General features: G+C 61.0%; 6 protein-coding genes and 1 pseudogene. All 7 read right to left on the bottom strand.

What is annotated here, in order from left to right; genetic code table 11:
• A pseudogene (locus ACILSE_RS22535) lies at positions 1-369 on the bottom strand (hypothetical protein); the annotation flags it as partial.
• Between the two features lie 332 nt (positions 370-701).
• The gene (locus ACILSE_RS22530) at positions 702-1,448 is read right to left on the bottom strand and encodes a hypothetical protein (RefSeq protein ID WP_395719699.1); all 747 of its coding nucleotides are present in this window, start codon (positions 1,446-1,448) and stop codon (positions 702-704) included.
• Positions 1,449-1,497: 49 nt separating this feature from the next.
• Positions 1,498-2,427, bottom strand: coding sequence for a hypothetical protein (locus ACILSE_RS22525; protein WP_395719698.1), 930 nt, complete (start codon positions 2,425-2,427; stop codon positions 1,498-1,500).
• Between the two features lie 91 nt (positions 2,428-2,518).
• Positions 2,519-3,316: a PEP-CTERM sorting domain-containing protein gene (locus tag ACILSE_RS22520; protein WP_395719697.1), complete on the bottom strand. Its 798-nt coding sequence runs from the start codon at positions 3,314-3,316 to the stop codon at positions 2,519-2,521.
• A gap of 42 nt (positions 3,317-3,358) precedes the next feature.
• Positions 3,359-3,682: a heavy-metal-associated domain-containing protein gene (locus ACILSE_RS22515; protein ID WP_395719696.1), complete on the bottom strand. Its 324-nt coding sequence runs from the start codon at positions 3,680-3,682 to the stop codon at positions 3,359-3,361.
• Complete coding sequence (locus ACILSE_RS22510) at positions 3,679-5,034, bottom strand: SCO family protein (protein WP_395719695.1); 1,356 nt, start codon at positions 5,032-5,034, stop codon at positions 3,679-3,681. The genes ACILSE_RS22515 and ACILSE_RS22510 overlap by 4 nt, the downstream gene beginning before the upstream one ends.
• 35 nt (positions 5,035-5,069) lie before the next feature.
• A complete protein-coding gene (locus tag ACILSE_RS22505; RefSeq protein ID WP_395719694.1) occupies positions 5,070-6,923 on the bottom strand; it encodes a multicopper oxidase family protein in 1,854 nt (617 codons plus the stop codon).
• Between the last annotated feature and the right edge of the window lie 164 nt (positions 6,924-7,087).

The raw sequence follows: 7,087 nt of genomic DNA, 5'->3' as shown, positions 1-7,087 counted from the left end.
GCCACCGCCCTGGCGGATGTCGGGCGTCGCGGTCACCGCAACGTCAGCGCCACGGCCCTGGCGGATGTCAGCCGTCGCGGTCACTGCATCGTCAGTGCCACGGCCCTGGCGGATGTCGGGCGTCGCGGTCACGGCATCGTCAGCGCCACGGCCCTGGCGGATGTCGGGCGTCGCAGTCACCACATCGTCAGCGCCACGGCCCTGGCGGATGTCGGGCGTCGCGGTCACGGCATCGTCAGCGCCACGGCGAAGATTCTTGATCTTAATGGCCCGGCGGACTTCGATATGAGGTCCTTCTGCGTTGGCGAGGGATGCTTCAGCTCCTACGAGGGCAGTAGCAGCGATGATGATGTAGGGGGTCTTTTTCATTGAGTTTGATGGTGTTTATTTTGTTGGGCTATTTTTGTTGGAACAGTTATTGTGATAAGCGCGGTTGAGGAACATTGGTGAGCGGGGTCGGCCTCATGACGAGGCCTCCCAGCTTTAGAACTGAGGCAAAGGCTGATCCCCTTCCCGAGGACTGCTGCATCGCGCCTCGAGGCTGAAGAGCAGAAACACGGCAAGAGAGCGCAAAACGCCTGTGCCCAGAGGTATGGTGGAAGGCAATCTCCAGCAGCGGCGAGCCCCCTGGGGCGCCATGTCCGGGCAGATGCTAGGGATGACATTTGTCTTGGGAACAAGGTGCGGTGCGAGCAGTGTGTTCATGGCTGGGGACGTCGTGGAAAGTCGCGAATGAGTTTCTCGCGCCGCTCACGCAGGCGTTCGACCGCCGTCGGAGCAGGCTCCTGCGGCCGGGCGAGGATGGATTCGTAGGTGGCAGATGCGTCGAGAAGAACAGGGCCGTTCAAGCGGGCAGCACGGGAATCGATTGTGGTTGGCGGCAAAGGTTCCTCACCGTCTTGGACTTGTGCCGGGGCACGAAAGGCATCCAATGGCTTTTTAACCGGGGCAACGTTCGCACTGGCGGCAGTGTTCAGGGCGATCCATGCGCTGGCGCCGTTCATGCGGATCTGGACCTTGCCGTCCAGGATGGTGTCCTCACCGGCTAAGGTGACCAGTTGCGGAGTGTCCGGTGTCTCTGGTTCGCTTTCCTGCAGCGTGAGTGTGGTTCCACTGCTGCGGCGTGTGAGATAGACAGTCAGGGCACCGTCCACCCTCGTCCAGCCGGAGAGCTCGAAGTCTGCCGCCCAGCCCGGGGACTCCATGGATGCCACCGGCATCGGCGCTTCGTGTGAGTGGGTGGTGAACAAAGAACGTGTCCAGAACCCGGCATAGGCATCAAGGACTGGTGCATCCGCAGAGACGCCGGCACCGCCTGCTGGGCGATCCTCGGCCGGCAGATCACTCCGTGGCTCTACTGAGTGGGAGATGAACAACGGAAAGAGCGCTGCGGCGAAGGCAGGGTGGCAGGTTCTTGAATGGTTCCTGGCAAGCTGGACTTGGGCCATGGTTGCGAGTGGAGAAATGAATCTGGCATGCCTGAACTGACGGGAGCAGTCAGCGGAGGTCGGGGGCGATGTCAGCAGACGCCGTTGCGCCGTTTGTGCCCGTCAGAACCGCATGGAGCCTGACAGGCGCTGTTCCTAGGACTGGGTCCAGGGTCGGCGGAGTGATGATTCGAAAGTCCCAGACGCCAAACTTGGGGTGCACAGCGTCCGGGACCAGGGTGGCGAAGCCCAGGCTGGTCAGCACACCGCCATCATCCCGGAACACCTGGATGAGGGGCAGCACACCGTCCTGGGTGTAATAGAAGCCGCGCATATCCACCTCATCCCCACGGTTGTTGTTGGGAGCGCGTTCACGGCTCTGTGCGCGCAGGATGTTGATCTGGTGGACGTCCGTGACGAGCGGCGCGTCAGGCTCCAGTTCGATGACGTAGCATTGCAGCTTGTTGGCGGCGAAGTAACCCTCGGCCGAAGCCGGCTGGCCGACCGCCAGGTTTTCCATGCGCACGGGAAAGCCGTAGATGTTGTGCACTTGAGTGGTGATCCGCGGATCGGTCAGAATGGCCAGTTCGGTGCCTTGAATCTGGAGCGGCGAGACCGATGTGATCGCTCCGATCACCACGTTCTCTGAAGGCTCCACAGTAACGGCCGTGGCTGTGAATACGAAGGTTTGAGGGTCCACCACGCCATTGATCAAAGCGGTGCCTCCCAAAAATCCGGGCTCAACACGTCCCGGCAGCCTGTTTCGCAAGCATAGTTGCCGGACGGTCAATGTTGTGGTCGGTGACTGAACTGCAAGCGTCGCGGGAACACTCACGGTGGTGTTCTGGACCAACATCGTGGCGGAACCGTCCAGATTGTAGGTGAGTTCTCGAATCGGTCCTTCCACATAGCCGACCAAAGGCACGGGCACCTGAGCGAAGCAGGAACTGCCGGCGATGACCAGGAAAAAAAAAAATAAAAGCAGGCACTGGGTTCTCATGAAAGGAAAGAAAAAAGACTCAACCGGGGGCGGGTGATGATCGAGGTGTCAGACAGGGGCGGCGCCACCCGGCGGCCGCCCCTGTCCGTGGTCATCCAACAGCCAAGCAGGATGATTTGCGGGAAGAGCGACGGCGGCGCAGAGCGAGAAAAGCTGATGCCCCGAGCAGGAGGGCGGAGCCGGGCTCCGGTACCGGCGCTGCGGTGAAGTTGTCCACCCAGACATCCGAGAGGTAGGTCATGCCGTTGGTCTCGCGAAGGCCGAAGCTGGTAACGGAGGTATCTATGGCGAAACCGCCATTTTGCAGAAGATTGGCGAAGTCGATGCGGCCGGACTCGGCGGCGGCAGCGCCATAGATCGCGGGATCAAGTTCAAAGAACGTGGAGGCTTTGATCTGCTCCTCGTTGAACGTGAGGACGCCCAGGTTGGTGTTGAACCACAGCATGGGATCGTCCTCGTCCAGATTGTATCCCGGAGTGGCCGGGATGTTGTACAGACTCGGGCCGAAATTCAGTCCGTTGAGCACAAGGTTGATGCTGTCGAAGCGTGCGCTGCCGCCATTGAAGTCGAATGTGAGTTCGCTGATCTGGCCAAAGTCACCGCGAATGCCTAGCACGGAGGTTCCGATGCCGCCTGCCACGAAGGCGGGGTCATGCTGGTAGTATAGCGTGCCGGCGGTGCCGTTGGTGAGGGAGCCTGCGCCGGTATAATAGTCCTCGAGGTTCACGCGACCGCTGATGGTCAGCGCACCGCCGAAGATGTTGACAGAACTTCCCAGGGGCTGATCAGCGCCATAGTCAAAGATGTGGTAGCCGAGGCTGGTCTGGCCGTGGGCCGTGGCGCTCAGGAGCGTGGCTCCGAGGATGAAGGAGAGGATGGATTTTTTCACGGGATTGTATGCTGGTGTTAGGTTTTGAAAGAGTGAGAAGTGTTATTTGGCGGGGACTTTTTGGAGGCTCTGCACGTGGTAATCGGCCGCGGCGCTGCCGAGCGCCTTCATGGCAGCCTCACGCGTGAGGTGCGGTGAGGTGGAGGTGATTTCGAGACGCGGAGCGGAGCCATCTTGAGTGACGGTGATGCGCACGTCCTTCACCCCTTCGAGGCCCATCAGGGCTTCTTTGACACTGGCGGCACAGGCAGAGCAGACGACACCGGCGATGCGGCCTTCGTATTGGTATGGTTTGGGGGCTTCCGCAGCATGGGGGGCTGACTGGCTGCCCAAGAGGGCGGTAAGACCGAAGAGAATGCGTTTCATGGATTAGGTGAGGTGGGTTTGAGGGAAGCGGCGGCGGTGGGGTGGGACTGGAGGAGGCTGCGCACATCCTCGCGCAGGGAGCGGGCAGCGGTCTGGCTCACACCGGGATCCGGGTGGAAGACCTGGTAATGCCCGCGCACGCGGCCTTTCTGGTCCACGAGGACGAGACGCAGATCGTTCTCATACTGGTCGAGCGGGTTCAGCCGCTCCTCCGCCGGGATGGGCCGTGGCGCTTTAAGGCCAAGCTCGGTGGTCACGAACTTTTCCAGAACGGGCTGCTCGAGACTGGTGAACCACCATGGCGCGGAATCGTCCACGGAGAGGCTTTCCGCATAGGATTTGAAGAAGGACGGTGTCTCACGCGTGGAGGCCAGCGCAAAGCTCACCTGGTGGAAGTCCTTCCTGGAGCCAAACTCCTCATTCAGCGCCCTCATGGCCTGCAGGACAGCCTTCGAGCCGTGCGGGCAGACGGTGTAGAGGTGGCTGAACACGGAAATCTTTCCCTTCAGATCCGCGAAGCGCACAGGCAGGCCGTGGCGCTCCAGCGCGAGGAATTCGCCCTTCACCTGTCCTTTCACCGGGAGGTTGGCAGCAGGCTGCGGGGCGGGTTTTTCCTCGCTTTTGGGACCTTCTTGGACACCGGGCATCAAGGCCGCGTAGTCGTGCTGGATGTCTCCATACCGCACGGATTGGGTCCAGCCGGCCAGGCGCTTGATGCGCATGTTCAGCAGTTCCACATCCAGGCTTGCATTTGCAAAGCCCCAGCGGCCGGTACCATCATTGCCGACGATGAACATCGAGCTGTGCTGGCTGGGGTCGCGGTCCTTGCTCGCATCGGGTTCCACCACACCAAGCTGCCGCCGGATGCTGAGGATGTCCTCGGCACTGCCGGTCAGGAGCTGCCAGTCAGGCATGTCTGGATTATCCGCCTCCGCCACCACCATGCGGCCGTAACGTGCCAGCACCGCCGGCGTGTCACGCTCCGGATCCACGGAGATGGAGATGAAGCGCAGGCTGCGGCCAAAAGCGGGCTGCAGATCACGCCGCAGGCGGGCGATCTTGATGTTGGTGTCCGGGCAGGTCTTCTCACAGTTGGTGTAGAAGAAGTTCAGCACGACGGCGCGGTCCTTGACCAGATCGGCGAAGAACTGGACCTTCTCCCCGAGGTGGTTGGTGAGCGTGACGTCGTTGAACCGCTCGGCAAAGCCGCGGCGCATCATCCGCCAGCCTTCCTCCGCCGGCACGGGGCAGGCGGGGGGGGCTGCGTGGGCGTGGTGCTGATAGGCCATGATCAGGCCCATCAGCCCCGCCGCGAGACGCGCGCGGTTAAAGAATCGTGAACAGGATCTCATGTAAGTCTTTGGGGGGGCAGAATGAGAGCTGGTGATCACGGGAAGAACTGCTGCACGCGCTGTGGACGCCGAGAGCCGACGGCGCGGGGATCCACTTGGAACATCATCTCCAGGTCCTCATGCTCGTTGGTGTGGCAGTGGAAGACGAAGGGACCTTTGAAGGTACGGAACCGTTGGCGGATGGTGAAGGAGCTACCGCCACCCAGCATGGTGAGGTCCTGCTTGAAGGAGTTGTGATACCAGGGAGCCTTGCCGGTGCTGAGGTTTTTCACCTGTTGATGGGACTCCAGATGGACGTGCACCGGGTGCCACCAGCCACCGCTACCGTTGGTGATGGTCCATTCCTCGGCCGTGCCCAGAGTTGGGCAGACGTTGGCGATGCGCTCGTCGTAAAAGGCACCGTTGATGGCCCACTGACCGTTTTTGCGCTCAAAGTTGAGAGTGCGGCGTGCGACGATCTCATGATCATGGATCACATCATGCGGACGCAGGCTGGAATTTTCCGTGATGGTTGCATTCGGATAGATGCGTCCGTTCGGATCTTCGAGACCTCGGGAGTTACGCTTCTTGGGAGCCGTGACGATAAACTTCAGCAGTTGATGCTTGAAGGCAGGCGTGCCAGTGAAGACCGGGTTTTCGGCATCATCCAGCTCACCATCGGGGCCGCGCTCATTTTCCTGCGGCAGGATGTTTTCCAGATAGATGACGGTGCCGGGGCGGAACTTGGAGAAGTCGATGACGACGTCCGCACGTTTGCCGGGAGAGAGGCAGAAAGCCTGCACCACCTGGGGTTTGGGGAACAGCCAGGCGTCGTTGGCGATGCGCAGGAAGCTGGAGTTGTTGCTCAGGCGGTAGCGGCGGTGACGCGCGGTGGAGGCACCGTGGATACGGAAGCGGTATTTGCGGGCTTCGACTTCCATGAAGGGATAAGCCTTGCCATTGACGGTCTCGACATTGCCGAGGTAGCCGTTGTGGTTGTTGGAGTCATACCAGATAGCACCGGTGGGATGGAAAACCGCATCTCCAACGGCCAACCAGATGTCATAAGGGTTCGGGAAGCCCGCAACGCCTGGCTTGGCCGCGAAGTCGGAATCCACGCCCAGACCTGGCAAAACGCCGGAGGCCAGGAGGCCACGCTCCAGATCATCATGGCAGGGGGCTGTGCCGCGTAGGCCTCTGGCCACATGCACCGCAGTCATGTCCGCTGCGTGGTCATGGAACCACATTGAGGAGGGAGCCTCCGAGATGTCAGGCTTGTCCGTGCCGGGGAGGCGTGGAAGCACGTTCGGGTAGTAGTAGTCACGCGCCTCACCGGGGTGAGTGAAGAAGGAGGCATGGCCGTCCGAGTGGCTGGGCCAGTGACCGCCGTGCATGTGAATGCTGAGCTCTTCTGGCAGCTTGTTGCGGAAGCGCACCACCGCCGGCTGGCCGATATGAAAGCGGAACTGAGGCTGCAGGGACTTGGTGCCGTTGGGGCCGATGGCCTCATAGAGCCACATGGGGGTTTGCAGGCCCATGGATTGAGGCAGACGGGTGACATTGGCCTGTACCGCATCCATCAGATAAAACTGCGTTGGATAGGGCTCTCCATTTTTGTCCAAGTTCCATCCGGTGGGGTAAGTGTTTGGCGGGGTGTGATACTCAGGAGCCACACCGTGGAGAACTTCACCGACCGCCTTGCCTTCGTATTCGGCAGGAATGGTGCCCTCACTCAGAGGAGAGCAGGGCTGAAAGATGGGGCACGGGTCCTGCCAGCGCGGGACGATCGCGCCATCAATGGCCCCAACGAACTGACTGTCGATCTTCAGGACGCTGTTGGCTCGGGCGGAGGAGGAGGCGCCGATGCTGAAAACGCTGCCTGTGGCGGCTGCCAGGGTGGTCTTGAGCATCGAACGGCGGTCAATCTGGTTTTCGGTATTGGGCTTCCTGCTTTGACTTAGGGGGGGTGGGGGCTGGTAAAAAAACAGTGATTCAGGCTTGGACTTGATGTGGGCCTTCAGGAGCGCTCATTGACGGAACTCAACGACGTCGTAGGTGTGGCTCGCCACGACCT

Source organism: Prosthecobacter sp., assembly GCF_044236155.1.
In the GTDB taxonomy this organism is placed as follows: domain Bacteria; phylum Verrucomicrobiota; class Verrucomicrobiia; order Verrucomicrobiales; family Verrucomicrobiaceae; genus Prosthecobacter.
The sequence above is the reverse complement of the archived record's forward strand: the minus strand, read 5'-3'. Positions and strand labels throughout refer to the sequence as shown.

What these genes read in the sequence shown, in the direction of transcription:
- ACILSE_RS22515 (WP_395719696.1), bottom strand. Translation starts at nt 3,682, where the DNA reads ATGAAACGCATTCTCTTCGGTCTTACCGCCCTCTTGGGCAGCCAGTCA.
- ACILSE_RS22505 (WP_395719694.1), bottom strand. Translation starts at nt 6,923, where the DNA reads ATGCTCAAGACCACCCTGGCAGCCGCCACAGGCAGCGTTTTCAGCATC.
- ACILSE_RS22530 (WP_395719699.1), bottom strand. Translation starts at nt 1,448, where the DNA reads ATGGCCCAAGTCCAGCTTGCCAGGAACCATTCAAGAACCTGCCACCCT.
- ACILSE_RS22525 (WP_395719698.1), bottom strand. Translation starts at nt 2,427, where the DNA reads ATGAGAACCCAGTGCCTGCTTTTATTTTTTTTTTTCCTGGTCATCGCC.
- ACILSE_RS22510 (WP_395719695.1), bottom strand. Translation starts at nt 5,034, where the DNA reads ATGAGATCCTGTTCACGATTCTTTAACCGCGCGCGTCTCGCGGCGGGG.